28 protein-coding genes are annotated in these 23,777 nt (G+C 63.9%); 10 read left to right on the top strand and 18 right to left on the bottom strand.

The genetic code is table 11. The features are described 5' to 3' along the window. Positions 1-24: 24 nt before the first annotated feature. A complete protein-coding gene (locus GJ668_RS04715; protein ID WP_155448970.1) occupies positions 25-300 on the bottom strand; it encodes a hypothetical protein in 276 nt (91 codons plus the stop codon). 220 nt (positions 301-520) lie between these two features. On the opposite strand from GJ668_RS04715, the gene GJ668_RS04710 reads away from it, so the two are divergent. Next, the gene (locus GJ668_RS04710) at positions 521-835 is read left to right on the top strand and encodes a hypothetical protein (RefSeq protein ID WP_155448969.1); all 315 of its coding nucleotides are present in this window, start codon (positions 521-523) and stop codon (positions 833-835) included. 2 nt (positions 836-837) lie between these two features. Here GJ668_RS04710 and fur read toward each other — a convergent pair whose 3' ends face one another. Continuing rightward, complete coding sequence (fur, locus tag GJ668_RS04705) at positions 838-1,254, bottom strand: ferric iron uptake transcriptional regulator (protein ID WP_155448968.1); 417 nt, start codon at positions 1,252-1,254, stop codon at positions 838-840. Between the two features lie 139 nt (positions 1,255-1,393). Here fur and GJ668_RS04700 point away from each other — a divergent pair, with 139 nt between their 5' ends. Then, positions 1,394-1,888, top strand: a complete 495-nt coding sequence (locus GJ668_RS04700) for an outer membrane protein assembly factor BamE (protein WP_155448967.1) — start codon at positions 1,394-1,396, stop codon at positions 1,886-1,888. Between the two features lie 103 nt (positions 1,889-1,991). Beyond that, entirely contained in the window at positions 1,992-2,870 is an 879-nt protein-coding gene (locus tag GJ668_RS04695; protein WP_155448966.1) for a metal ABC transporter solute-binding protein, Zn/Mn family, read from the top strand. A gap of 12 nt (positions 2,871-2,882) precedes the next feature. Here the strand turns inward: GJ668_RS04695 and GJ668_RS04690 are convergent, their stop codons facing one another. The 8 genes from GJ668_RS04690 to GJ668_RS04655 form a co-directional block, all read right to left on the bottom strand. Continuing rightward, positions 2,883-3,158 carry an RnfH family protein gene (locus GJ668_RS04690; protein WP_186342890.1) on the bottom strand — a complete coding sequence of 92 codons (276 nt, stop codon included), beginning with the start codon at positions 3,156-3,158 and terminating at the stop codon, positions 2,883-2,885. Further along, positions 3,151-3,588: an SRPBCC family protein gene (locus GJ668_RS04685; protein WP_186342889.1), complete on the bottom strand. Its 438-nt coding sequence runs from the start codon at positions 3,586-3,588 to the stop codon at positions 3,151-3,153. The genes GJ668_RS04690 and GJ668_RS04685 overlap by 8 nt, the downstream gene beginning before the upstream one ends. 18 nt (positions 3,589-3,606) lie before the next feature. After that, positions 3,607-4,941, bottom strand: coding sequence for a phosphoglucosamine mutase (glmM, locus tag GJ668_RS04680; protein ID WP_155448964.1), 1,335 nt, complete (start codon positions 4,939-4,941; stop codon positions 3,607-3,609). Positions 4,942-4,944: 3 nt separating this feature from the next. Beyond that, positions 4,945-6,864, bottom strand: coding sequence for an ATP-dependent zinc metalloprotease FtsH (ftsH, locus tag GJ668_RS04675; RefSeq protein WP_155448963.1), 1,920 nt, complete (start codon positions 6,862-6,864; stop codon positions 4,945-4,947). A 62-nt stretch (positions 6,865-6,926) separates the two neighbouring features. Next, positions 6,927-7,547, bottom strand: a complete 621-nt coding sequence (rlmE, locus tag GJ668_RS04670; RefSeq protein WP_155448962.1) for a 23S rRNA (uridine(2552)-2'-O)-methyltransferase RlmE — start codon at positions 7,545-7,547, stop codon at positions 6,927-6,929. Between the two features lie 118 nt (positions 7,548-7,665). Beyond that, positions 7,666-8,511 (bottom strand): hypothetical protein, encoded by an 846-nt coding sequence (locus GJ668_RS04665; RefSeq protein WP_155448961.1) that lies wholly within the window; start codon positions 8,509-8,511, stop codon positions 7,666-7,668. 98 nt (positions 8,512-8,609) lie between these two features. Further along, positions 8,610-8,978 (bottom strand): high-potential iron-sulfur protein, encoded by a 369-nt coding sequence (locus GJ668_RS04660; protein ID WP_155448960.1) that lies wholly within the window; start codon positions 8,976-8,978, stop codon positions 8,610-8,612. Positions 8,979-9,237: 259 nt separating this feature from the next. Beyond that, positions 9,238-9,726, bottom strand: coding sequence for a C40 family peptidase (locus GJ668_RS04655; RefSeq protein ID WP_155448959.1), 489 nt, complete (start codon positions 9,724-9,726; stop codon positions 9,238-9,240). Between the two features lie 307 nt (positions 9,727-10,033). Between GJ668_RS04655 and trxB the strand changes: the two genes are divergently transcribed. From trxB to infA, 4 genes are all read left to right on the top strand, one after another. After that, on the top strand, positions 10,034-10,996 hold the full coding sequence (gene trxB / locus GJ668_RS04650; RefSeq protein ID WP_155448958.1) for a thioredoxin-disulfide reductase: 963 nt from the start codon (positions 10,034-10,036) through the stop codon (positions 10,994-10,996). A 9-nt stretch (positions 10,997-11,005) separates the two neighbouring features. Further along, the gene (gene aat, locus GJ668_RS04645; protein ID WP_155448957.1) at positions 11,006-11,749 is read left to right on the top strand and encodes a leucyl/phenylalanyl-tRNA--protein transferase; all 744 of its coding nucleotides are present in this window, start codon (positions 11,006-11,008) and stop codon (positions 11,747-11,749) included. Next, the gene (locus GJ668_RS04640) at positions 11,746-12,513 is read left to right on the top strand and encodes an arginyltransferase (protein ID WP_155448956.1); all 768 of its coding nucleotides are present in this window, start codon (positions 11,746-11,748) and stop codon (positions 12,511-12,513) included. Before aat ends, GJ668_RS04640 begins: the two co-directional genes overlap by 4 nt. 112 nt (positions 12,514-12,625) lie before the next feature. Further along, entirely contained in the window at positions 12,626-12,844 is a 219-nt protein-coding gene (gene infA, locus GJ668_RS04635) for a translation initiation factor IF-1 (protein ID WP_100917997.1), read from the top strand. Positions 12,845-12,850: 6 nt separating this feature from the next. Here the strand turns inward: infA and zapE are convergent, their stop codons facing one another. The 3 genes from zapE to GJ668_RS04620 form a co-directional block, all read right to left on the bottom strand. After that, positions 12,851-13,936, bottom strand: coding sequence for a cell division protein ZapE (gene zapE / locus GJ668_RS04630; protein ID WP_155448955.1), 1,086 nt, complete (start codon positions 13,934-13,936; stop codon positions 12,851-12,853). 213 nt (positions 13,937-14,149) lie between these two features. Continuing rightward, the gene (locus GJ668_RS04625) at positions 14,150-15,367 is read right to left on the bottom strand and encodes an aminotransferase class I/II-fold pyridoxal phosphate-dependent enzyme (RefSeq protein WP_155448954.1); all 1,218 of its coding nucleotides are present in this window, start codon (positions 15,365-15,367) and stop codon (positions 14,150-14,152) included. After that, positions 15,367-16,146 (bottom strand): HAD-IA family hydrolase, encoded by a 780-nt coding sequence (locus GJ668_RS04620; protein ID WP_155448953.1) that lies wholly within the window; start codon positions 16,144-16,146, stop codon positions 15,367-15,369. Before GJ668_RS04620 ends, GJ668_RS04625 begins: the two co-directional genes overlap by 1 nt. Before the next feature lie 258 nt (positions 16,147-16,404). Here GJ668_RS04620 and dksA point away from each other — a divergent pair, with 258 nt between their 5' ends. After that, positions 16,405-16,839, top strand: coding sequence for an RNA polymerase-binding protein DksA (gene dksA, locus GJ668_RS04615; protein ID WP_155448952.1), 435 nt, complete (start codon positions 16,405-16,407; stop codon positions 16,837-16,839). 10 nt (positions 16,840-16,849) lie between these two features. Then, complete coding sequence (gluQRS, locus tag GJ668_RS04610) at positions 16,850-17,827, top strand: tRNA glutamyl-Q(34) synthetase GluQRS (protein WP_155448951.1); 978 nt, start codon at positions 16,850-16,852, stop codon at positions 17,825-17,827. Here the strand turns inward: gluQRS and GJ668_RS04605 are convergent. The 5 genes from GJ668_RS04605 to lapB all read right to left on the bottom strand — a co-directional run bounded on the left by GJ668_RS04605 (position 17,779) and on the right by lapB (position 22,780). Beyond that, a complete protein-coding gene (locus GJ668_RS04605; RefSeq protein WP_155448950.1) occupies positions 17,779-18,732 on the bottom strand; it encodes a GGDEF domain-containing protein in 954 nt (317 codons plus the stop codon). The two genes, gluQRS and GJ668_RS04605, sit on opposite strands and share 49 nt — an antisense overlap. After that, positions 18,729-19,817, bottom strand: a complete 1,089-nt coding sequence (locus tag GJ668_RS04600; protein WP_155448949.1) for a cobalamin B12-binding domain-containing protein — start codon at positions 19,815-19,817, stop codon at positions 18,729-18,731. Before GJ668_RS04600 ends, GJ668_RS04605 begins: the two co-directional genes overlap by 4 nt. A 122-nt stretch (positions 19,818-19,939) precedes the next feature. After that, positions 19,940-20,821: a UTP--glucose-1-phosphate uridylyltransferase GalU gene (gene galU, locus GJ668_RS04595; protein ID WP_155448948.1), complete on the bottom strand. Its 882-nt coding sequence runs from the start codon at positions 20,819-20,821 to the stop codon at positions 19,940-19,942. 3 nt (positions 20,822-20,824) lie between these two features. Next, entirely contained in the window at positions 20,825-21,535 is a 711-nt protein-coding gene (gene pyrF / locus GJ668_RS04590; RefSeq protein WP_186342888.1) for an orotidine-5'-phosphate decarboxylase, read from the bottom strand. Between the two features lie 57 nt (positions 21,536-21,592). Beyond that, positions 21,593-22,780, bottom strand: coding sequence for a lipopolysaccharide assembly protein LapB (gene lapB, locus GJ668_RS04585; RefSeq protein ID WP_155448947.1), 1,188 nt, complete (start codon positions 22,778-22,780; stop codon positions 21,593-21,595). A gap of 282 nt (positions 22,781-23,062) precedes the next feature. Here lapB and GJ668_RS04580 point away from each other — a divergent pair, with 282 nt between their 5' ends. Beyond that, complete coding sequence (locus GJ668_RS04580) at positions 23,063-23,776, top strand: SDR family NAD(P)-dependent oxidoreductase (RefSeq protein ID WP_155448946.1); 714 nt, start codon at positions 23,063-23,065, stop codon at positions 23,774-23,776. Position 23,777 lies beyond the last annotated feature (1 nt).

The following is a 23,777-nucleotide window of genomic DNA, read 5'->3' as shown; positions in this document are numbered from 1 at the left end:
TCACGCGCACAGGCTGGAGGCGGTTCAATTGCGGCGATACAGTGGCGGGTAGAGTTCGCCGTAGAGCGCACGGTAGAGATCGAGAAGCTGGCGCATCTGCTCGGCGAGCGCCATCGCGCTCTGGAGATCCGTATAGCCGGCAGCATCGATCCCCTCCGGCTCAGAAGTCGAGGGTTCGACCAGGGGTGTCGCCAGCCCAGACCATCCAGCCTGATCCAGGGTATCCTGATCCATCACGGGCACGGTGGCCAGGGGCAAGCGAGTCTGGTAGGCGGTAGTGGCTGGAGTGTTCGAGTTCACGGCGATTCCCCTGAAAGTCAGATCCTGATTGACTCAAAGCGAATTCCGTGCCAAAAATTTTGTGATCCGCCACTCTTTGAACGCCCAAAGGCGCCGGAAACCGAGCGTTTCGATCATGATGTGACGGATTTCCGTCACTCAACCCGGCGGCAAGCGGCAGAACCCCGTCGCCGTACCGATCAGCGACCCTAGACGTAGATCAACCACCGAGGACGCCCAGATGACGACCCAGAATCGACGCCTGCTCATTGCGATCGACGCCGAGATCCGCGACATCAATCGCGAAGCCATCAATCCGCTGTTCGAGGAACTCAAGCTCGCCGACCTCACTCCGGTGATCGAGCTGGTCGCCAAGACTCGCGCCCAGTATCTGCGCGCGCTTTATGACATCGCCATCAAGACACCGAATGGCTTGCCAAGTGCGGCCGACATCAAGCAGCTCGCAGAGCTGCGCCAGGTCTACGAAGAACTCGTCAAGGGCACCCAGGCGCTGGAGACGGCCATCGAGCGCGAATACCTGGACGTCAGCAAATAGACTCAGCGCGTGCCCTGGCAGTTCGGGCAGAGGCCATAGACCACGAGCGAGTGGTCCTCGATCTTGAAGTGATGCTCGGCGGCGATCCGTTTCTGGCGCGTCTCGATCGTGGGGTCGAGGAACTCGACGATCGCGCCGCACTTGATGCAGACGAGATGGTCGTGATGTTCGCCGTTATTGAGTTCGAAGACCGACTGACCACTCTCGAAGTGGCGACGACAGACGAGGCCGGCGCCCTCGAACTGGGTCAGCACGCGATAGACGGTGGCCAGACCAATCTCCTCGTCCTGACTCAGGAGTTCCTTGTAGACGTCCTCGGCGCTCATGTGACGCTTGCCGCTGCGCTCGAGAATGCCCAGAATCTTGATGCGCGGCGCCGTGACCTTGAGTCCGGCCTGCTTGATCTGCTCGTTTTCCAAATGAATTCTCCACGTAACGCGCCCGACACGACCGACCTGGATGATCGCACTCGGCTACTTGGCTCAGCGCCCCCTGTGATCCAGGAACGGCGCTACGGTATGATGCCCTGATTTAGCGCAAAGTCGTGATCAGGACAAGATGCGAAAGATTTTCAGTTTTCCAATACTGGGCGCCGTGATGGTCTCGATCGTCACCACGGGATGCGCGCGCGACACCAAACCGGACGAGACGCAGACCTCGGTCCTGGAAAATCTGCCCTTCGTCTATAGAATGACGGTTCAGCAGGGCAACATCCTCACCGAGGAGATGGTCGATGCGCTCGAACTCGGCATGACCAAGCGTCAGGCCCACTTCGTACTGGGCACGCCGCTGCTGGTCAGCTTCTTCCATACCAATCGCTGGGACTACATCTATACCATCAAACGCGGCCATCAGCCGATGGAACAGCGCGATCTGACGCTCTACTTCGAGGGCGAACAACTGGTGCGTATCGAGGGCGATCTGCGGTCCGACCCGTCGCTCGCCGCCGCAAGCACGCCTGAGCAGATCCTGATTGAGGTGCCTGATTACAAGCCACGGGAGGGACTGGTCCGCAAGGGACTCAACAGCCTTGGGCTGGAAACCAAGGATTGAAGGCGGCGCACGGCGGATGCTGCGCAACAACACGCTGATTTTGACCCAGTAGGAAGCGGCGGCGCCCCATCCACTCCAGGCCGCGAGCCACTCCGAGGAAGCCATGCGAACGCGAATCCTATCGTTCATCGTCCTGGTCTGCATGCCCGCTGCCCTGCTGGGCGCCGACCGGATCCAGGTCTTCGTCACTGTGCCGCCACAGCAGACCTTCGTCGAGCGGGTTGCGGGAACGCAGGTACAGGTCGAGGCACTCGTCGGCACCGGTTCGAATCCGCACACCTATGAGCCGACACCCGGTCAGATCGCGCGGCTGGCCGAGGCTGATGTCTACTTTGGGATCGGGCTGCCGATGGAAGCGGCTTGGATGAAGCGGATCCGGGCCGTGAATCCGGATATCCGAGTAGTGGATCTCAGCGAAGGAGTCTCACGGCGTCGTCTCGAAGCACACCCGCATGAGCACGGAGCGGGGCCGGATCATCACGAGGCATCCGACACGGCGCAGGATCCGCACATCTGGACCAGCCCGCCGCTCGTGATCGGCATGGCGGAACGCATCGCCGGGACGCTGAGTGAACTCGACCCGGAGCAGGCCGCCGGGTACGAGGCGCGGCTGGCCGACTTCGTCGCCGAGCTGAAGCGTCTGGACGCCGACACCCGCTCCACACTCGACACGCTGAAGCACCGTCGTTTCATGGTCTACCATCCGTCCTGGGGCTACTTCGCCGATACCTATGGCCTGACCCAGATCCCCATCCAGTCCGAGGGCAAGGAGCCGGGGCCGCGACGGCTGGCGGCCCTGATCGATCAGGCGCGACGCGAGGATGTGCGGGTCATCCTCGTCCAGCCTCAACTGTCGACCAAGGCCGCCGAGCAGGTCGCCCAGGAGATCGATGGACGGGTGGAGGTCGTCGATACGCTGGCCGCCGACTATGTCGGCACCATCCGCCACCTCACCCGAGTGCTGACAACCGCCGACGAGTAGGCGGTCTTTGGATCAGGCGGCGCGTCGCTTGCGCGCCGTCTTGGGATCAGCGATCAGGGGGCGATAGATCTCGATCCGATCACCCTCCTCGACGGCCTGCTCCAGCTTGGCCAGCTTGCCGAAGATGCCGACTTTGTTGGTGTCGAGGTCGATCTCCTGGAACTGGTCCAGGAGACCACATTGCTCGATGACCTCGCGGACACTGGTGCCGGTTCTGACTTCCAGTGCACGCAGCGCCTGTCCATCCGTACCGACATAGGCCACCGACACCTGGAGATACTCAGTCACGCTCGTAGACCTCTTCGGCGCGCTTGCAGAAAGCGTCTACCAGCGTGTTGGCGATCTGATGGAAAACGCCGCCGAAGGCCTTGTCGATCAGCCGCCCCGAGAACTCGAACTCCAGCTCCAGCTCGACCTTGGAGGCATTCTCGCGCAGCGGCGTAAAGCGCCAGGCGCCGACCAGCTTGCGAAAGGGCCCGTCGAGCAGATCGATATGCATCAGACGATCGCGCTCGAAGCGATTGCAGGTGCTGAAGGTCTGTCGAATCCCCATCCGATGCACGCCGATCTGACCGCAGATTTTCTCATCGGTCTCGGAAATCACGCTGGCGCTGTCACACCAGGGCAGAAATTGCGGATAGGACGTGACGTCATAGACGAGATCGAACATGCGGGATGCCGAATAGGGCACCAGAGCGCTTTTTCTGACGATAGCCACGATGGTTCCGAAACGATATCAAGCGGTAAGTTGAGCGCGCACGACCTCGGCGAGCTGTTCGGCGAGCTGTTCGACCTGTGGGCGGTCGCTGCCCTCGACCATGACGCGCACCAGGGGTTCGGTGCCGGATGGACGCAGCAGCACCCGTCCGCGCCCGGCCAGTTCGCGCTCGGCGCTGGCCGCGGCGTCCTGGACCTCGGGCAGGCTCAGCACGTCACGCGGCGCGTCGAGACGTACATTGATGAGCACCTGCGGATAGAGTTCGACCTCGCTGCCGATGTCATCGAGCCGGGTGCCGAGCCGATCGAGCGCGGCGAGCACCTGGAGCGCGGAGACGATGCCGTCGCCGGTCGTGGTGCGGTCGCGGCAGATGATGTGTCCCGAGGGTTCGCCACCAAGGATGCCATCGCTGGCCTTGAGCCGCTCCATGATGTAGCGGTCTCCGACCTTGGTGCGGGCAAAACCGATGCCGAGCCGCTTGAGCGCGTGCTCGAAACCGAGATTGCTCATCAGAGTGCCCACGACCTCGCCGCGCATGGCGCCCGTGAGCAGGCGCGACTTGGCGATCAGATAGAGCAACTGGTCGCCGTCGATCAGGTGGCCGCGTGAGTCGACCATGAGCACGCGATCGCCATCGCCGTCGAAGGCGATGCCGAGATCGGCTTCCTCGCGGACTACGGCCTCGCGCAGCGTGCCCGGCTCGGTCGAGCCAACACCGTGGTTGATGTTGAAGCCGTCCGGTTCGGTGCCGAGGCGCACGACGCTGGCGCCCAGTTCCTCGAAGACGAAGGGCGCGGTGTTGTAGGTCGCGCCATTGGCGCAGTCGACCACGATCTTCAGCCCCCGGAAGTTCATACTCGCCGGGATGGTGCTCTTGCAGAACTCGATATAGCGCCCGTTGGCGTCTTCGATGCGCTTGACCTTGCCGAGCGCGCTCGATTCAACCGTGCGGATCGGCTGGTCGAGTTCGGCCTCGATCGCCAGTTCCACCTCGTCGGGCAGCTTGTCGCCATCAGCGGAGAAGAACTTGATGCCGTTGTCTTCGAACGGATTGTGCGAGGCGGTGATGACGATGCCCGCGCTGGCGCGGAAGGTGCGCGTCAGATAGGCCACGCCGGGTGTGGTCATAGGCCCGAGCAACCGGATGTCGACCCCGGCAGCGACCAAGCCGGCCTCCAGCGCCGACTCAAACATATAGCCCGAGATCCGGGTGTCCTTGCCGATCAGGATCTTGCCGCGGCCATTACCCAGCACACGCCCGGCGGCCCAGCCGAGCTTGAGGACGAAATCGGGCGTGATATGCCCCTGGCCGACCCGTCCACGGATGCCGTCAGTGCCAAAATATCGACGCATGACTCAGTGCTCTCCCGCCGGGCGACCAACCTGGCCGGCTTCGAAACCGTCATCGGTATCGTCCTCGCGATCATCGCTCGAGGCAGCAGGACGGCGCGGCTCATCGTCCTCCCAATCACGCGGCGGACGCGGCTCGCGCCCCTCCATGATGTCATTGATCTGGGAGGCGTCGATGGTCTCGTACTTCACCAGCGCGGCGGCCATGGCATGGAGCTTGTCGAGGTGCTCCTGGAGCAGGTCGCGTGCACGTTCATAGTTGCGATCGATGACGCGCCGGATCTCCTCGTCGATCAGGTGCGAGGTCTCGTCCGAGACGCTTTTGTGCTGGGTGACCGAGTGGCCGAGGAAGACTTCCTGCTCTTCCTCGCTATAGGTCAGCGGACCGAGCCGGTCGGACAGGCCCCACTTGGTGACCATGTTGCGTGCGATCTCGGTGGCGCGATGGATGTCGTTCTGGGCGCCCGTGGTCACGCTGTCTTCGCCGAAGATGATCTCCTCGGCACAGCGCCCGCCGAACAGGCTGGAGATATTGCTCTCCAGACGTTGCTTGCTGTAGCTGAAGCGGTCGTCCTCGGGCAGGAACAGGGTCACGCCGAGCGCGCGTCCGCGCGGAATGATGCTGACCTTGTGCACCGGATCGTGATCCGGCACCAGACGGCCAACGATGGCATGACCCGACTCGTGATAGGCGGTCAGCCGCTTATCGTCCTCGGTCATGACCATGGAACGACGCTCGGCGCCCATCAGGATCTTGTCCTTGGCCTGCTCCATGTCGCTCATTTCGACCAATTTCTTATTGGCGCGCGCGGCGAACAGCGCCGCCTCGTTGATCAGATTGGCCAGATCCGCGCCCGAGAAGCCGGGCGTGCCGCGCGCCAGGATCGAGGCCTTGACGTTCTCGGCGGCCGGGATCTTGCGCATGTGGACCTTGAGGATCTGCTCGCGTCCGCGCACGTCAGGCAGCGGCACCACCACCTGACGGTCGAAACGGCCCGGACGCAGCAGCGCCGGGTCGAGCACGTCAGGCCGGTTGGTGGCGGCGATGACGATCACACCTTCGTTGCCCTCGAAGCCGTCCATCTCGACCAGGAGCTGATTGAGGGTCTGTTCGCGCTCGTCGTGACCGCCGCCCAGACCTGCGCCACGATGCCGGCCCACGGCGTCGATCTCGTCGATGAAAATAATGCAGGGCGCATGTTTCTTGGCCTGCTCGAACATGTCGCGCACGCGCGAGGCGCCGACGCCGACGAACATCTCGACGAAGTCCGATCCCGAGATGGTGAAAAAGGGCACCTTGGCTTCGCCGGCGATGGCGCGCGCCAAGAGCGTCTTACCGGTTCCGGGTGGCCCGACCATGAGCACGCCCTTGGGGATCTTGCCGCCGAGCTTCTGGAACTTGGTCGGATCCTTGAGGAAGTCGACCATCTCGACGACTTCTTCCTTGGCCTCCTCGGCGCCGGCGACGTCCTGGAAGGTGACCTTGACCTGATCCTCCGAGAGCATGCGCGCGCGGCTCTTGCCGAAGGACATCGCCCCGCGTCCGCCCGCCCCGCCCTGCATCTGGCGCATGAAGAAGATCCAGAGTGCAATCAGGATCAGCAGCGGGAACCAGTTGATGAGAATCTGCATCAGGACCGACTGCTTCTCGGGCGGCGCGGCCTTGATGATGACATTGTTGTTGAGCAGGTCGCCCACCAGTCCGTCGTCGCCGGGGCTATAGGTGCTGAAGCGCTGTCCGGTCTCGCTCGTGCCCTCGATCAGGCGGCCCTGGATGGTGACCTCCTTGACAGAACCCTGCTTGACCTGCTCGATGAAATCGGAGTAATCCAGATTTCTGGGCGTCGATTGGGTCGCGGTGAAATTGTTGAACACGGACATCAGCACGATGGCGATGACCACCCAGAGCAGTAAATTTTTCGCCATGTCACTCACGATTCGCGACCCCTGAACGGTAAAACGCTAGAAAACAACTCGATTCATGGATTCTAGGGCCGAAAGCCCTTGGCCACCAGAAACACCTCGCGACTCTCCGGACGCGAAGACTTGGGCTTACGTGTAGCGACCTGCTTGAAGCTCGCACGCAGCTCGCGCACATAGTCGTCGAAGCCCGCGCCCTGGAAAACCTTGGTCACCAGGGTGCCGCCCGGCTTCAGATGCGCGCGCGCCAGCTCTAAGGCCAGCTCGACCAGATACATGACGCGCGTCTGATCCACGACCGACGTCCCAGTGATATTGGGGGCCATATCCGAAAGCACCACATCCAGCGGCGCCTCGCCGAGCGCCGCGCGCAGTTGGTCCAGAACCGTCTCCTCGCGAAAATCGCCCTCAAGCACGACGACGTCTCGTAATGGCTCCATCGGCAGGATGTCCAGGGCCACCACGCGCCCCTTGGGGCCGACGAGCCGCTGTGCGATCTGCGACCAACTTCCGGGGGCGGCGCCCAGATCGACGACGCGCATCCCTGGCTTGAGAATGAGGTCTTTTTCCTGGATCTCCAGCAGTTTATAGGCGGCTCGCGAACGATAGCCGTCGACCTGAACGCGCTTGACGTATGGGTCGTTGAGGTGCCGGTCGAGCCAGCGGCGGCTGGATTTGCTGCGTGACATGCGGTTGACGAGGATTTGACCAAAACGGATCTATGACCACCCAGGGCGAGTGGCGGGCCACAAAGCCTAACACAAGAGTCCCCATCATGATCGACTCGCGGGCGCGGAGGCGCGGCTCTCAGACGTCATGGACCCAGGGAAAGCGGAAGAGTTCAAGCAGCAGGCCCGTCATGGCGCCACCGAGCAATCCGCCCATGAAGGCCGACGGAATTTCATCATGCATCGAAAGACTGGCCAACTGCCAAAACCCTGGATCGAGCCCCATAAGCGGTGCGACCACCATCCAGACGCTACCGGCCGCGACAGCCGCCAGGATCGCCATGGTCGTGGCTTCGATCAAATCACAGGGACGCGACTCCAGCCCAATCCGGCGCGACAGCAGAATCCAGCCACGCACGGTTCCGACATAGAGGATGCCATTCACGCTCGCCAGGAAGAGCAGGATGGAGAAGGTCGAAAACGACGCCGAATGCAGGGGTTCGGCGATAGCCAGCACGGCGCCGACGAAGGCTCCCGTCACGAGTCCGGCCAGGAGTTTACCTGGAACGTGCCGGGTGCAGCGACGAGGGAATGAGAGCGTCAAACCGACCGTGGCCGCCAGGACCGAGGCGATCACGACCGCGTTGGTCAGGGTGGCCTGACCAGGCATCAGGATGAGCAGCACCACGCCCGCCACCGCACCGATGCCGGTGCTGATCAGGGCCAGTTCACGCGCGCCATAGAGTACGGCTCCTGCTCCGCCGGCCAGTGAGGCGGCTAGGACGTATGAGAATCCGCCCAGTTCGGCTCCGCGCGCCAGTGACAGCAATCCAATGAACAAGGGAGCGTAGATTATCCCGATCAGGCCCCAGATGATGGCTCTGAGAAAAACGAGCCGCCAGCGTACCTGCGCCGTGCGCCTATTTTCGCTCAAGCCTTTGTAAGGACGGGCATTAGCGAACTCGCTGGAGCCTTCGGATGACATGACGAACAACCCTGGAGAGACTGAAGATCGTTGCGTGATTATGAACGAAAAACGGGGCCAATGGCCCCGTTTCATCCGAACCACGCAGGCGGTGGTGATCAGCCGGCCTTCAGGGTCCAGGAAGCGCACCAGCCGTTGACGTTGATCAGCTTGCCGGGGAAAAGCTGGCAGCCCTTCCACTCATCGGTCGCACCGGCTGCATCAGCCTGCATGAACTGGCAGTTGGCACAGTGCTGCTGCTCGGGCGGCAGACCAGGACGGGCGGCGGCAACACGCTCGGACTCAGCGGCATTGGCGTGGTACTTGAGAGCGACCGCGGTCGGATCGTCTGCGGCTACGGCATTGGCGGGAGCGGAGGCACGGGCAGTGCCGAAACCGGCCAGGTTGATCATCGGGATGGCGGCGGCGGTGCCCAGCATCACTTTGACAGCGTCACGACGGCTCTTGCTGATTGGCTTATCGGACATGAATGTCACTCCTAGCAGAATATGGTGTGGTGATTCCGACACTCCCGGTCCAGTACCGGAAGCCGTTTGGCATTTTCCTACAGGCGGCCCGAAAAGGCGAGCCGTTTAAAGCCGTATCCACGACAGGACCGTGCATACAGTGGTGTGGCTCGGTGCCTTTGAGCAGCACGATTGTCCGTGCCTGGCACCCGATCCGCCCTGATCTTTGTCAATGGGGGCGGCGCCTCGATCGTCTTTGTGGACGCGCCATTCGACGCCGTCAACGCAGATAGGTTCCCGCGCCGACGTAATGCCTGTTCCAGTAGGGGGTGTCAAGATAATCGATGCGCACCCGGCTGCGCGAGGTCGAGGCATGGACGAAGCGTTTGCCATCGATCATGAGGCCGACATGATTAGAATTGGGTCCGGTCTTGAAGAACACCATGTCGCCCGGTTGCAGTCGACGGCGGGCCACGGGCCGTGCGGCCCGGTGCTGAGCAGCGGCGGTGCGCGGAATTGCCAGCCCGGCCTGAGAATGGGCGTACTGCGTCAGACCGCTGCAATCGAAGCCCTCTTTAGGCGATTCGCCACCATAGAGATAGCGCGTTCCGATCTGCGCCAGGCCGTTGTCGACCAGCTCGGCGCGACGCCCACTGAGTCCATCGTCACGCCCACGGCTCGCGCAGCCGGTTAGCGTCGTCAATACCAGCAGCGAGACGCTGACGAATGCCAGAGGGGACAGGGTTTTACGGGAGGCTCGAATCTTCATAAATCACTCTCGATCAAGTGGCCAGATTGCTGGAATATATGGAGTTTAGCGAGTTTTATATCCCTTGGACGCCGGCTGTCAATTGTCACCTGACACGATCCTGGCGCACCAAGCGACGCTCGGGCCTGAGAGGTCGGCTACGGCGCGCCTGTCCGCTTCGGGCTTTACGCTCCGTCGGTCAAGCCTTAAATTGGCGCCATTCAACACGGCCCTTCTCACTGTTTCGCCCCGCTGGCTTGCGAATTCCGGGCCAGAGACGGCGAAACCCTGCCCCCGATCTGATCGGGCGCTTTGGAGTATCAAATCAATGAGCGAAACCAAGCACTGCCGACTCCTGATCCTGGGTTCAGGTCCGGCCGGTTACACAGCCGCCGTCTATGCCGCGCGCGCCAACCTCAAGCCGGTGCTGGTCACGGGTCTGGAACAGGGCGGTCAATTGATGACTACGACCGAGGTCGACAACTGGGCCGGCGATCCGGACGGCGTCCAGGGTCCGGAGCTGATGGAACGCATGCGTCGTCATGCCGAGCGCTTCGAGACCGAGATCATCTTCGATCACATCCACACTACGGATCTCTCCAGCCGGCCGTTCCGGCTGATCGGCGATTCGGCCACCTACACCTGTGATGCGCTGATCATCACCACCGGGGCGAGTGCGCAGTATCTGGGCCTGCCCTCGGAGCAGACCTTCCGCGGACGCGGCGTCTCGGCCTGCGCGACCTGCGACGGCTTCTTCTATCGCAACCAGAAGGTTGCCGTGATCGGCGGCGGCAACACCGCCGTCGAGGAGGCACTCTATCTCTCCAACATCGCCTCGGAGGTGACCCTGGTTCATCGGCGCGATGCGCTGCGTGCCGAGAAGATCCTGCAACAGCAGCTGTTCGAGAAGGCCGAAAAGGGCAACGTCCGCATCGCCTGGAACCATGTGCTCGACGAAGTCCTCGGCGACGCCACCGGCGTGACCGGGATGCGCATCAAGCAGGTTCAGACCGGCGAGACCCAGGACATCGACCTGCAAGGCGTCTTCATCGCCATTGGCCATACGCCCAACACCGCCATCTTCGCCGGCCAGCTCGACATGGAGAACGGCTATATCCGGGTCCAGAGCGGCACCCAGGGCAACGCGACCGCGACCTCTGTCCCCGGTGTGTTCGCGGCGGGCGATGTGATGGATCAGGTCTATCGTCAGGCCATCACCTCGGCGGGTACCGGCTGCATGGCGGCGCTCGACGCCGAGAAGTATCTCGATGCACTGGAGGCGCAGTCCTGACGCGCCGCCATGATCGCCCTACTCGATCCACGCGATCGCACGCGCTTTCCCGATCCGGCTCAGGCGCTGCGGGAGCCCAATGGACTGCTGGCGGTTGGCGGGGATCTGAGTCCGGAGCGGCTGATCAGTGCCTATCGACATGGCATCTTCCCCTGGTTCAGCGCGGGCGACCCCATCCTCTGGTGGTCGCCCGACCCGCGCGCAATCCTGATTCCCGCACGCTTCCACAGCTCACGCAGTCTGCGCAAGCGGTTGCGGCGCGGTGATCTCGTTACCACGCTGGATCGCGATTTCGCGGGGGTCATCCAGGGGTGTGCCGCGCCGCGCGAGGCCGATGGCGGCACCTGGCTGGTCCCGGAGATGATCGCGGCCTATCGGCGGCTCCATGCGCTTGGCGTGGCCCATTCGGTCGAGGTCTGGCGCGCGGGCGAGCTGGTCGGCGGACTCTATGGCGTGGCTATCGGGCGCGCCTTCTTCGGCGAATCCATGTTCAGCCGCGTGAGCGATGCGTCCAAGGTCGCCCTAGCGCGTCTCTGTGAACAGCTCCGGGCCTGGGAGTTCGGGGTGATCGACTGCCAGATGACGACTGAGCATCTGCTGAGCCTGGGGGCGTTCGAGGCGCCGCGCGCCGAATTTTTGACGCTCCTGGACCGGCATGGCGCGCGTCCCGGATACGACCGGAGTTGGGACGACGGCACGGAGCGTCCGGCGGGCGCGCTCCAGGTCGCGCCATCTGGCGAGGAAATCGGATGATGCATGGACTGGACACCAGGCGCGGACGCTACCTGCCGCTCTATCTGACCGGCGAACATGCCTGCTCCTATCTCGACGGTGTCCAGGCGCGGACGCTGTTCGTCGACCCGGCCGCACGCCTCGATGGAGCGACCTATCAGACGCTCATCGATCAGGGATTCCGGCGCAGCGGTGCTCATGTCTACCGTCCAGCCTGCCGTGGCTGTTCGGCCTGCATCCCGGTGCGTCTGCCGGTCGCCGAGTTCGCGCCGAATCGCTCACAGCGGCGCAACTGGCGGCTCAACGCCCCGATGATTGCCTTGAGCGACGATCCGGCGGCGTTCCGCGAGGAGCAATTCGATCTCTACCGACGTTATCTGACCGCACGCCACGCCGACGGCGCCATGGCTGAGGACGCGACCGAGGACAGCTATCGACGTTTCCTGGTCGAATCCTGGGGTGGGACGACGCGCTTCATCGAATTCAGGCGCGACGGACGACTGGTCGGCGTGGCTGTCACCGACATGCTCGAACAGGGACTGTCGGCGGTCTATACCTTCTTCGATCCAGAACTGGGCGAGTGCGCGCTCGGCACGTTCGGCGTGCTGGCCCAGATCCAGACCGCCCAGCGCCTTGGACGCCCCTATCTCTATCTCGGCTACTGGATCGCTGAGTCGCGCAAGATGGTCTACAAGGAACGTTTCCGCCCGATCGAAGCCTGGGACGGCCAGTGCTGGCGGCGCTTCGAGCGCGGGCAGGCCATGAGGTTCGACGACAGCGTCTGACGCCGGAATTGGACACACGCGATCGTTCATCCCCTTCATGCCTTTCGTGGCGGATGTGTTAAACTCCGGCGGTTTCAAGGACCGCCTTCGTAATCCAAATAATAAGTTCACTATGTCAAAAGACGACGTCATCCAGATGGAGGGCACGGTCACCGAGACCCTGCCAAACACCGTGTTCCGTGTCCAGCTCGAGAATGGTCACATCGTGACCGCGCACATCTCGGGCAAGATGCGTAAACACTACATCCGCATCCTGACCGGCGACAAGGTCACGGTCGAGCTGACGCCCTATGATCTGACCAAGGGCCGCATCGTTTACCGCGCACGCTGAATCGACTCAGCCCGGATCGGCGGACGCCGCCAGATAGTCGCGCGACTGCATCTCGATCAGACGGCTGATCAGGCGCTCGTGCGCGAACTCGGTCAGGCCGCCGGCATAGAGCTGATCGATCGGCGCGGACGTCGACATCACCAGCTTCACCCGCTGATCGTAGAGTTCGTCGATCAGATGCAGGAAGCGGCGTGCGGCGGCTTCCTGGCGCGAATCGAGTCCTGGCACATCTGAGAGCAGCAGCGTGTGGTATTCACGGGCGATCTCGATGTAATCAGAAGCCGAGCGCGCCGTGCCGCACAGGCTCGCGAAATCGAACCAGATCACATCCATGCCCAGTCCCTTGACCGGGATGGAACGGTCGTTGATCTCGATGGCGTCGACCGACTCGACATGCCCGCCGGTCAGACGCGCGAAATAGTCCGCCAGTTGGCGCTCGCCCGTCGCGCCCGACTCGAACAACAGCCCGCCCTGGGTCAGGGTCCGTAGCCGATAGTCCACCCCGCCGTCGAGTTCGAAGACCTCCGTGTGCTGCTCGATGAGCGCGATCGCCGGCAGAAAAGACTGGCGTTGCAGGCCGTTGCGGTAGAGTTCGCTCGGCTTGGTATTGGCGGTCGTCACCAGAGTCAGACCGCGCGCGAACAGCGCCCGCAACAGTCCATGCAGAATCACGGCATCCGTGATGTCGGTGACCAGGAACTCGTCGAGACAGAGCACGCGCGTCTCGGCGCACAGCCGGTCGGCCACCACTTCCAGCGGATCGGGCTGCTTGGGCAGGACGGCGAGCGCGGCGTGGATGTCACGCATGAAGTGATGGAAATGCAGCCGCCGCTTGCCGGGCAGCTCCAGCTCATCGGCGAACCAGTCCATCAGATAGGTCTTGCCGCGCCCCACCCCGCCCCAGAAATAGAGTCCGTGCACCGGAACCGCCGGTTTGGACAGCGCCGCCCGCAACTGCCCGAACCAGCCGGCCGGTGGACGGCGCTGTGCCTCGTCAAGCAGTCTATGATGCAGAGTGAGCAACAACTCAGCCGCCTGCTGCTGAGCGCTGTCACGCGGTCGAAACGACGTCGATTGGAGGGACACTGGCATGTTCGACAAACTCAAGCGATTTTTGACCTCGATGCTACCGGTGGACGCCAATCGGCGCGGCGCCTGCAACCGGTGCGGTGAATGTTGCAAACTCGATTATCCCTGTCCCTTTCTGCGCTTCGATAAAGCCGGGCTGAGTCAGTGTATCGTCTACCGCGTGCGTCCGCCGAGTTGTCGCAAATATCCGCGCATCGCCTCGGAGAACTGCAACCATCAGACCTGCGGCTTTTTCTTCGTCGACCCGCAGTCGGCGAGAAATTCACCGATACGGCGCACGCCTTCGTCGAGCACCTCGAAGTCGCGCGTATAGGCCAGACGGACATGGCGGTCGCATTCATGTGTGCCGAAGTCCTGGCCTGGGGTCAGGGCGACTCCGGCGTCCTCCAGCAGACGCGTGGCGAAGTCCATCGAATCCATCTCCAGCCACTCCGGCAACCGGGCATAGAGATAGAAGGCTCCGTCCGGCGCGCCTGAAAGGCCGAACCCCAGCGCGCGCAGGGCCGGTAGCAGTCGATCGCGTCGCTGCTGGAAGATCGCGCGCCGTTGTTCGAGAACGGCGGTGGTCTCGGGCGCGAAGGCCGCGAGCGCAGCCTGTTGCGCCGGCGTATTGGCCGCGATGAAGAGGTTCTGCGCCAGGCGATCCATCACCGCGACCGCCTCCTCCGGCCCCACCACCCAGCCGACCCGCCAGCCGGTCATGCCGAAGTATTTCGAGAAGCTGTCGATGACATAGAGATCCTCGACGGCGAGCGCGAGCGCGAGCGCCGTGGTGTCGGGCACGTCATAGGTCAGACCGCGATAGATTTCGTCGACGATGAGCGCCGCCCCACGCGCGCGGCAGATGGCGTGGAGCGCACGTAGCTCGTCCAACCCCGTGACCGCGCCGGTCGGATTGGCCGGCGAGGCCACCACCACCGCGCGCGTGCCGGGCACCCAGGCCGCGTCGAGCCGTTCGGGCGTGAGCCGATAGCCGGTCTCCGGGCCGAGCGGCACCGCGACCAGCTCGGCGCCCATGAGTCCGAGTATCTGGCGATAACAGGGATAGGACGGATCGCCCAGGATGACCCGGTCGCCCGGCTCCAAGCGTACCGAGAACACCAGTTGCAGCGCCCCGGAGGCGCCGGGCGTGACCAGCACGCGCGCCGGATCGACGTCGACCCCGTGGCGCTGGCCATAGTGCGCCGCAATCGCCTGACGCAGGGCCGGCAATCCAGCCGCCGGGGTGTAGTGGGTCAGACCAGCGTCGAGCGCGGCCCGACCAGCGGCCAGGATCGGTTCCGGGGTCGGAAAGTCCGGCTCACCGACTTCCAGATGCACGATGGAGCGCCCGGACGCTTCCAGCTCGCGGGCGCGACCGAGCAGACGCATCACATGGAAGGGTTCGACCCGACACGCACGCTCGGCCAGTCGACTCGCCGGATACTCTGCCATCAACCGGCTCCATGGATCTGACGATGGAGCCGATCGAGCACGGCTAGATCGACCAGCGACCGACCGCCCAGATCACCGGCCAGCACCCGAGACGGCGAATCCGGCTCGCCGAGCTGATCGACCACCAGCGCCGCCGCGCCAAAGTCCTGATCGACCGTATAATCGTTGACCGTGACCACCAGGGTGCGAATCCCGGCTTCGAGCGCCGCCCGCGCGCCATTGTCCGAGTCCTCGATGGCCACGCCATCCTCGGGCTTGAGACCGAGTCGTTCCAGGGCATAGGTGAAGATATCCGGCGCCGGCTTTTTGTTTGGCACCACGTCGCCGGCGGCGATGACCTCGAACCAGTCCGCGAGTCCCGGCTCGCCGGCATTCTCCAGCAGCTCGACGACGTTCTCGGGCGTGGTCGTGGTCGCGATCGCCAGCCGCACACCCGCTGCGCGCGCCTCGCGCCACAGACGCAACACACCCGGCCGCAGCGGGATCGCCCCCTGACGCAACAGCGCCAGATAGTGCGTGGTCTTGTCGCGATGCAGACCGGCGACGAAGGACTCGACATCGACACCTGGGTCCAGCTCGATCCCGGCGCGCTGCATGAAATAACGGATACGCTCCTTACCGCCAGCCACCGCCAGCAGCTCGCCATAGCGTTCAGGATCCCAATGCCAGTCCAAACCAGCCGCCGCGAAGGCGGCATTGAAGGCGGGACGATGACCGTCGCGCTCGGTGTCGGCGATAGTCCCGTCCACGTCGAAAATGAGTGCCTTGAATCCATACATGCGCGTCTGCTCCAATCCGCTCGTCGAGCGTGCTCGAAATGAACCGAACGCGCAAGATTACCCAAATCAGCGCGCGCTCGCATCGCCTTGAGCGGGCGAGGCCGCGAATAAGGTTGCCCGCCGGTTCGCGATCTGGTACTTAAGCACGCTTTCTCGGCTCGGACCGTTGGCGGAGGTCGATTGCGAGCCGCCGGGAGCCACTGAATCCAAGCCGCACCCTGGTTAGAGAGCCAGCGCGGTTCATGGGAGGAGCACATGATGACCGAAGCACGCGAACATAACGTCGAGGGCTATTCCTTCGAGCCGTACAAGGCCGGCAGCGACGAGGAATACATGAACCCCGAGCAGGAGGCCCACTTCCGCGAGATCCTGCTCGCCTGGAAGCGCTCGCTGATGGAAGAAGTCGACCGCACCGTGCATCACATGCAGGACGAGGCGACCAATTTCCCCGATCCCAACGACCGCGCGACCCAGGAGTCCGAGTTCAGTCTGGAACTGCGCACACGCGACCGCGAGCGTAAGCTGATCAAGAAGATCGACGAGGCGCTCGACCGGCTCGACGATCACGACTACGGCTATTGCGAGGCCTGTGGCGTAGAGATCGGCATCCGCCGCCTGGAAGCGCGCCCCACCGCCACGCTCTGCATCGACTGCAAGACGCTTGACGAGATCCGCGAAAAGCAGCGCGGCTGAGACCACCTGCATGAACGGCGAAGCCCCATCGGTCGCATCCGGCTACCGGGGGCGCTTCGCCCCCTCCCCGACTGGCCCGCTCCACTTCGGTTCACTGCTCGCTGCTGTCGCGAGCTATGCCGATGCGCGCGCCGAGGATGGTGTCTGGCTGTTGCGCATCGAGGATCTGGACCGCCCGCGCGAGGTTCCTGGCGCCGCCGACGCCATCCAGCGCACACTGCGCGCCTTCGGCTTCGCGTGGGATGAGCCGGTGATCTTCCAGAGCGCGCGTCTCGACGCCTATGACGCGGCACTTGCCCGCCTGGACGCGCTTGGGCGGGTCTATGGCTGCGGATGCAGTCGCGCCGAGATCGCCGCGCGCGCCCGATCCGGCCTTGAAGGGCCGATCTACCCCGGCACCTGCCGCGATGGTCTGCCGGCCGGCCGGCGCGCGCGCAGTCTGCGTCTGCGCACCGAGACCGAGCCCATCTGGTTCGAGGATCGCATCCAGGGCCGGCAAGGTCACTCGGTCGCCGAGTCGATCGGGGATTTCGTGCTGCGGCGCGCTGACGGACTCCATGCCTATCAGCTCGCCGTGGTGGTGGATGATGCCTGGCAGGCTGTCACCCATGTGGTGCGCGGGGCCGACCTGCTGCTCTCGACACCGCGCCAGATCGGGCTGCAACGGGCGCTGGAACTGCCCACGCCCAGCCACGCTCATGTCCCGCTGGTGCTCGACGAGCGGGGGCGCAAGCTGAGCAAGTCGCTGGCCGCCGCGCCCGTCGATGATCGCGACCCGCTGCCTGCCCTGCGGCTGGCCTGGCGTCTGCTTGGACAGGAACCGCTGGATGACGCCGGCTCGCCGTGCGCATTCTGGAAACGTGCCGCCGCCAGTTGGCGCATCGAGCGCGTTCCGCCCCGCTCAAGCGTCTCGCTTCGGCTGGAAGCAGAGCGCAAGGCTCAGGCCGCCGCCATCACGCGATTGCGCCCGCTCTCCTTGGCGCGATAGAGACCATCGTCGGCACGCTTAAGCAGCTGCTCGATGTCTTCGTCGGGTGTGAGTGCCGCTACGCCGATGCTGACGCTGGGTTGGTAGTTCGCCTCGAGTGGTCGCATCAAATTGACATGAGTACGCAAACGCTCGGCCACCGAGAGGGCCGCTTCAAGTTCAACATCGAACATATAGAGTCCGAACTCTTCGCCGCCCAAGCGGCCGGGCAGATCCGAGAGCCGCACCTCGGCGCGCATCAGCTCAGCGAAGGCGATCAGCACCCGGTCGCCGGCCGCGTGGCCGAAGGTGTCGTTGACACGCTTGAAGTGATCCAGATCCATCATGAGCACCGACAGCGGATGCGAGCGCGTCCGGGCCTGGGCCACGACCTGACTCAGACGCTCCATGAAGTAACGTCGATTGGGCAACTGGGTCAGGGCGTCGGTGCGGGCCAACCGCTCGTTCAAGCGATTGGCCTGCTCCAGATCGTGGTTGGCCTTGCGCAGATCGCGCACCAGGCGCGACATCTCCAGCGTCAGGTTGCCCATACGCGCGATGATGTCGTTGTCATCGGCCCCGGCCCGCTCGCCGATGAGCAGGGCGTTCTCGCTCAGCGGATAGGCATGGAACAGATAGCTTTCCCCGCCCATGATGGTTTTGAAAATGCGCGCCACCGGCTGGCGGTTGGGCAGGCCCGGCTCGATGTCCGGTCGCTGGCCGCCACTGCGAAGAAACCGTGACAGGGGTTCGCCGCGCACATTGGCGAACCCGGCGAAGCGGGATCGAAAAGCCACGTTGGCGTCCAGGATCACACCATCCCGGTCCACCTCCACGACGACCAGGCGTCCGGAGTCCATGACATAACCAAGCAAGGCCGACGCCAGTTCGGGGTGTAACGAACGATCTTGGGATACCAGGGTCATCCGCCTGTCTCCAGTGTACGCGCCCAGTCGACAAGCACCTCGGCGCTTTCGAGAAAGAGATCCGCCCCTACAGTCTCCACCAGCGTGGGGGCCGCAATAAACGCCTGGCCGCCGACCAGGATCGGGGGCGTCTCGGCACCCAGGGCGGCGCGCAGGGCCGTCACGGCACGTCGCGCCTCCTGCACATTACTCACGAGCGTCACCGACAGCGCAATGAACCTCGGGTGCTCGGCGAGCGCCGTAGCCACCAGCGACTCGGGCGTGGTGTCACAGCCGAGCAGCGTGACCTCCCAGCCATCGAGCTCCAGCGTGGTCGTCAGCATCCAGGCGCCCAGCTCATGGAACTCGTTGGAGACAGGCGCGACCAGCGCCCGCCCCCGGCTCAGGGCCGGAAAGGGTTGATCGTAATAGAGTGCCGAGAGGATGCCATAGACCATAGCTGTGGTCTGATGCTCCATGTCCACCGAGAACTCGCCGGCCTCCCAGCGCGCACCGACTTCCACCATGGCCGGGTAGAAGAGTTCGCGCAGCACTTGCGCATAGGACATGCCGCGCTGCATCAGGACGCGACAATGACGGATGACCACCGAATAGTCGCCCTGGAAGAGATGCTCCAGGATGAAGTCGTAATCATGCCGCCAGACCTTGGATACCGGCAGACGTCGGGCCTCATACTGGAGCGCGCGCTCGACGGAATGCGGATGGACATCGAGCATCCAGCGATAGACCGGCAGAATGGCCGCCGCATCAGCGGCCGGCAGTGTCTCGCCAATAACGGCGATCCAGGCTTCCAGCTCAGCGGCGAAATAGTCGAACGCGATGCCTTGATTGTGATAGGCCGAATAGACCCAGGGCAGCGTACTGTCCAGCAAGCTCCGGTCGTTGGCGCTCAAGACCTCGACCATGAAGGCCGCATGGTTGCGATGGTTGGTGTCCAGGAGTCGCCGCGGATTGCCGCCCAGAAACTCGGCGAAACGCGGATGCGCGGCAAGACGCTGGCTGACGGCGGCCGCCATCGCGTCCTTGTTGGACCGATAGTGCTCGGCGGCGCTGGCTGGAATACACCAGGGTGGATCGGTCGACATCGAGGTGCCTGAGACTGTTCAGCGATGATCCATTACCGGAAAGGCGAGCATTGTAGACTGCGCCGCTCCAGCCGCCAGGGCGATCAAGACCACTCCTGAACCCTGGCGACCTGAAGCGCGCGTCAGGACAGCTCGGCTTTCAGGGCGTGCAGATAGGTCGCAAATCGCTCGCCGAGTTCGGGATGGGCCAGGGCATATTCCACCGTAGCCTCCAGATAGCCGAGCTTGCTGCCGCAATCGTAGCGCTTGCCCTCGAACGGATAGGCGATCACTGGCTCGTCCTGGAGCAGATCCGAAATGCCATCGGTCAACTGGATCTCGCCACCGGCGCCCTTGCCGGTCTGTTCGAGCTTGTCGAAGATGCGCGGCGTGAGCAGATAGCGCCCGACCACGGCCAGATTGGAGGGCGCGTCGGCCGGATCCGGCTTCTCGACGATGGAGATCACGCGCAGGGTGCCGTCGGCGTCTTTTTCGACCTGGACGATACCGTATTTATTGGTCTCCTCGCGCGGTACCTCCTGGACGCTCAGCACGCTGCACCCGTGGCGGGCATGGACCTCGGCCATCTGCGCGACCACACCCTTGCCGCTGGAGTGGATGAGGTCGTCAGCCAACAGCACCGCGAAGGGCTCGTCGCCGACCACCGGCTTGGCGCACAGCACCGCGTGACCCAGTCCCAGGGCCACGGCCTGACGGACATAGATGCAGGAGGCCGATCCGGGCAGGACATTGCGGATGATGTCGAGCAGCTTGTCCTTGCCGGCACGCTCCAGTTCGGACTCCAGCTCGTAGGCGGTGTCGAAATGATCCTCGATCGAGCGCTTGTTGCGCCCGGTGATGAAGACCAGCTGATCGGCACCACCGGCTTCGGCCTCCTCAGCGGCGTACTGGATCAGGGGTTTGTCGACGATGGGCAGCATTTCCTTGGGGCTGGCCTTGGTCGCCGGCAGGAAGCGTGTGCCCATACCGGCAACTGGAAAAACGGCCTTACGAACCTTAGCCATGTATCAATTCTCCAAACTGTTCTGACAGGATCGATCGATCTCTTCAATCACGGATAGCGGATCGGGCGCCTGGGTGATGGGACGCCCGATCACCAGATAATCGGCACCGGCGGCCAGGGCCTCGGCGGGCGTCATGACCCGCTTCTGATCGCCGCTCGCCGCACCGGCCGGCCGCACGCCGGGTGTGACCAGCCGGAAATCCGGCCCCAGCGCCGCGCGCACCGGTGCCGCCTCCAGCGGCGAGCAGACGATGCCGTCCAGACCCGCGTCACGCGCCAGGGTCGCCAGCGTCAAGACGCGCGCGCGCGGCTCACCGGGACAGCCGATGGCGTCCAGATCCGCACGGTCGAGACTGGTCAGCACCGTCACCCCGATCAGCAGCGGCGGGTGCTCGTACTGGCTCAGACGTTCGCGCGCCGCCGCCATCATGGCGCGCCCGCCCGAGACATGGACATTGACCATCCACACCCCGAGATCGGCGGCCGCCGCACAGGCCGCCGCGACCGTGTTGGGGATGTCGTGGAACTTGAGGTCGAGAAAAATTTCGAAACCCAGGCGCTGGAGCCGTTCGACGAAGGCCGGCCCGAGCCGGGTGAACAGCTCCTTGCCGACCTTCAGCCGGCAGCGTGCCGGATCAAGCCGTTCGGCCAGGGCCAGCGCGGGCTGTTCGCTGGCAAAATCGAGTGCGACGATGATGGGTTTAGCCTGTGTCACGGATCTTCAGTGGTCCATAGAATGAATGTGTTGACGCTGGGGCCGCATCGCCGAGTCTCAGACCAGCGAGCGCGCCCCATCGCCCTGGATGGGATCGGGCAAAACGGCGACGACCGTACCCCAACTGCGACAGCTCGGACACTGCCAGTGCAGCGCGCGCGCCTGGAAACCGCAGTGCTCGCAATGATAGACCGACTGACGCTGCAACAGATGACGCGCCACACCGAGGGCCACCCGGGCATAGCGATGGGCGCGTCCATCCGGGTCCGGCCCGCGTGCGCGCAGGTCGAGAAAACGCTCCAGCACCGCCAGATCAGCCCAGCGCGCCAGATAGTCGGCCAGCAGATCCAGTGCGGCCTCGGGGCCGCGCGTCTGTTCCACACGCTCGCCGAGCGCCAGCATCAGGTGCGGACTGGCCTGACCGGCCGCCAGGGTTTCGAGGTGCACGACCACATCCTCGCCCAGTCGCTCAATGGACTCAATCAAGGCCGGCAGCACCTCGGGGACATAGGTCGCCCCGCGTTCGACGACGCGCTCGAAGAGCGCAACAGCCTGCTCGGCATCATTGTCCTCCAGTGCCATGAATCCTTCCAGCATGGTCGCACGGACACAGTCGCACTGGATACGCCGTGCCTGACTCAGTTGCACGCGCGCGCCAGCCGTATCCTGCCGACGCCGCGCCTCCTCGGCCAGTTCACAATGATAGTGCGCGATCTCGACCGGCATTTTCTGGCCGGTCAGCGTTTCGAGTTGGGCCGCCACCTCCAGACAGCGGCCCCATTCGCGCTCGCGCTGATAGATCTCGCGCAGCGCCTGGAGGGCGCGCTGACTGTGCAGGCCCAGGGTCACGAGCTCCTGGAACAGCGTCTCAGCGCGGTCGAGGAGTCCGGCCCCCATGTAGTCCTGCCCCAATTCGAAGAGCGCGAAACCGCGCAATTCCGGGCTCAGATGACGGCGCTCGACCAGATTCTGATGGATGCGAATGGCGCGATCGACTTCACCCCGGCGCCGAAACAGACTGCCGAGCGCCAGGTGTGTCTCGGCCGTCTCGCTGTCGACCTCGGTGAGACGCAGAAAGAGATCGATCGCCTTGTCCGGCTGCTCTTCGAGCAGATAATTCAGACCGCGCAGAAAATCCGGATGAGCCGCAGGCAAGACGTTTATTTTGCGGCGGATGTCGCGACGCGCCAGCCACCACCCCGAGGCAGCCGCCACGGGCAGGAGCAGAAAAAACAGCTCGATCATCCGCTCCTCCGCGAGACACTCCGCCCTTCGGGCCTCCAGTTCGACACGACTTCACCCCCATGGATCAAGCGAAGAGAAGCCCCGATATCCTGGCTGGGGGCATGGCAACAGACCGACGGCCCTGGTTCCGGTTCGCCATCCAGGCTCAGGCCCCAATCATACAGACATGCGACCGGACTCGCATGACCGGGGAATTGTCCAATGGACGTCCGACCCTTACTGTCAAGGTGTCAGCAACCAGCCATCCGGCATCACCATCCACCGTCGAGTCAGGATTTCACGATGCACCATCTCAACGACAAGACCATCCTCATCACCGGCGCCTCGGGCAACCTGGGCAGTGCCACAGCGCGCGCCTTTGGCGCCCAGGGTGCACGTCTGGCCCTGATCGGACGCGACCCCGAGGCACTGAGCCACACGCAGGCGACACTGCCCGCCGGCGTCGAGTCGCTGGCGCTGAGCGTCGATCTGCTTGACACGGATCAGGTCGCGGCCATGGTCGAGCAGGTCGCGAGCCATTTCGGCGCCATCCATGGGCTGGCCAACATCGCCGGCGGTTTCAGCATGGGACCGACGATCCAGGACACAACCGACGCCGACTGGAACGCCATGCTGGATCTCAATGCGCGCACCGTCTTCAACTGCGCGCGCGCGGTCGTGCCCAAGCTCCTGGCGGCGGGCCAGGGCAGCGTGATCAATGTCGCGGCGCGCGCGGCCCGGCGCGGCGTTGCTCACATGGGGCCTTATTGTGTCTCCAAAGCCGCTGTCGTCACCCTCACCGAAACGCTCGCCGATGAACTCAAGCCCAGTGGAATCCGGGTAAACTGCGTACTTCCGGGCACCCTGGACACACCCCAGAACCGCGCGGCCATGCCCGACCAGGATCATTCCACCTGGGTCAGCCTGGAGGCTCTGGCTGACGTCATCGTCTTTCTGGCGTCGGACCTATCGCGTGGCATCACCGGGGCGGCCATCCCCGTATACGGACGCAGCTGAG

This window comes from Allochromatium palmeri (assembly GCF_009720725.1).
Lineage (GTDB): Bacteria > Pseudomonadota > Gammaproteobacteria > Chromatiales > Chromatiaceae > Thermochromatium > Thermochromatium palmeri.
The sequence above is the reverse complement of the archived record's forward strand: the minus strand, read 5'-3'. Positions and strand labels throughout refer to the sequence as shown.

Bases quoted from the DNA above. Each gene is read 5' to 3' on its own strand.
- GJ668_RS04620 (WP_155448953.1), bottom strand. From the start codon at position 16,146: ATGTATGGATTCAAGGCACTCATTTTCGACGTGGACGGGACTATCGCC.
- GJ668_RS04710 (WP_155448969.1), top strand. From the start codon at position 521: ATGACGACCCAGAATCGACGCCTGCTCATTGCGATCGACGCCGAGATC.
- zapE (WP_155448955.1), bottom strand. From the start codon at position 13,936: ATGCCAGTGTCCCTCCAATCGACGTCGTTTCGACCGCGTGACAGCGCT.
- glmM (WP_155448964.1), bottom strand. From the start codon at position 4,941: ATGCGTCGATATTTTGGCACTGACGGCATCCGTGGACGGGTCGGCCAG.
- trxB (WP_155448958.1), top strand. From the start codon at position 10,034: ATGAGCGAAACCAAGCACTGCCGACTCCTGATCCTGGGTTCAGGTCCG.
- infA (WP_100917997.1), top strand. From the start codon at position 12,626: ATGTCAAAAGACGACGTCATCCAGATGGAGGGCACGGTCACCGAGACC.
- gluQRS (WP_155448951.1), top strand. From the start codon at position 16,850: ATGAACGGCGAAGCCCCATCGGTCGCATCCGGCTACCGGGGGCGCTTC.
- GJ668_RS04655 (WP_155448959.1), bottom strand. From the start codon at position 9,726: ATGAAGATTCGAGCCTCCCGTAAAACCCTGTCCCCTCTGGCATTCGTC.
- aat (WP_155448957.1), top strand. From the start codon at position 11,006: ATGATCGCCCTACTCGATCCACGCGATCGCACGCGCTTTCCCGATCCG.
- rlmE (WP_155448962.1), bottom strand. From the start codon at position 7,547: ATGTCACGCAGCAAATCCAGCCGCCGCTGGCTCGACCGGCACCTCAAC.
- lapB (WP_155448947.1), bottom strand. From the start codon at position 22,780: ATGATCGAGCTGTTTTTTCTGCTCCTGCCCGTGGCGGCTGCCTCGGGG.
- GJ668_RS04665 (WP_155448961.1), bottom strand. From the start codon at position 8,511: ATGTCATCCGAAGGCTCCAGCGAGTTCGCTAATGCCCGTCCTTACAAA.
- ftsH (WP_155448963.1), bottom strand. From the start codon at position 6,864: ATGGCGAAAAATTTACTGCTCTGGGTGGTCATCGCCATCGTGCTGATG.
- GJ668_RS04660 (WP_155448960.1), bottom strand. From the start codon at position 8,978: ATGTCCGATAAGCCAATCAGCAAGAGCCGTCGTGACGCTGTCAAAGTG.
- galU (WP_155448948.1), bottom strand. From the start codon at position 20,821: ATGGCTAAGGTTCGTAAGGCCGTTTTTCCAGTTGCCGGTATGGGCACA.
- GJ668_RS04640 (WP_155448956.1), top strand. From the start codon at position 11,746: ATGATGCATGGACTGGACACCAGGCGCGGACGCTACCTGCCGCTCTAT.
- GJ668_RS04580 (WP_155448946.1), top strand. From the start codon at position 23,063: ATGCACCATCTCAACGACAAGACCATCCTCATCACCGGCGCCTCGGGC.
- GJ668_RS04600 (WP_155448949.1), bottom strand. From the start codon at position 19,817: ATGTCGACCGATCCACCCTGGTGTATTCCAGCCAGCGCCGCCGAGCAC.
- GJ668_RS04605 (WP_155448950.1), bottom strand. From the start codon at position 18,732: ATGACCCTGGTATCCCAAGATCGTTCGTTACACCCCGAACTGGCGTCG.
- dksA (WP_155448952.1), top strand. From the start codon at position 16,405: ATGACCGAAGCACGCGAACATAACGTCGAGGGCTATTCCTTCGAGCCG.
- GJ668_RS04695 (WP_155448966.1), top strand. From the start codon at position 1,992: ATGCGAACGCGAATCCTATCGTTCATCGTCCTGGTCTGCATGCCCGCT.
- GJ668_RS04700 (WP_155448967.1), top strand. From the start codon at position 1,394: ATGCGAAAGATTTTCAGTTTTCCAATACTGGGCGCCGTGATGGTCTCG.
- GJ668_RS04625 (WP_155448954.1), bottom strand. From the start codon at position 15,367: ATGGCAGAGTATCCGGCGAGTCGACTGGCCGAGCGTGCGTGTCGGGTC.